This window comes from Acidovorax sp. NO-1, assembly GCF_000238595.1.
GTDB lineage: Bacteria > Pseudomonadota > Gammaproteobacteria > Burkholderiales > Burkholderiaceae_C > Acidovorax.
In genome coordinates, this window is sequence record NZ_AGTS01000141.1 from 1 (window position 1) to 421 (window position 421).

Here is a 421-nt window from a genome sequence, read left to right on the forward strand (position 1 = left end):
ACACCGCCGTGGACAAAGCCGAAAGCGAGCCCGAGCTCGCCCGCCTGCTCAACGCCACCACCCCCGGCGTGCTGGCCGAGGAGGCCAGTCGCCTGGGCGCCTGGCTGGTGCACTACAGCACCGACTACGTCTTTGACGGCAGCGGTACACGCCCCTGGCGGGAGACCGACAACACTGCCCCCCTGTCGGTGTACGGCGCCACCAAGCTCGAAGGAGAGCAACGCATACAGCAATCAGGCTGCCAGCACCTGATCCTGCGCACCAGTTGGGTCTATGCCGCGCGCGGGGGCAACTTCGCCAAAACCATGCTGCGCCTGGCGCAGGAGCGCGAACGCCTGACCGTCATCGACGACCAATGGGGAGCGCCCACGGGGGCTGACTTGCTGGCCGACGTGACAGCCCATGCCGTCCGCCACCTGCA

General features: G+C 67.9%; 1 protein-coding gene. It reads left to right on the forward strand.

Annotation, left to right across the window (positions count from 1 at the left end; all coding sequences use genetic code 11):
• Positions 1-421 (forward strand): sugar nucleotide-binding protein (locus KYG_RS19660; RefSeq protein ID WP_008906678.1); only part of this gene is annotated, 421 nt, incomplete at both ends.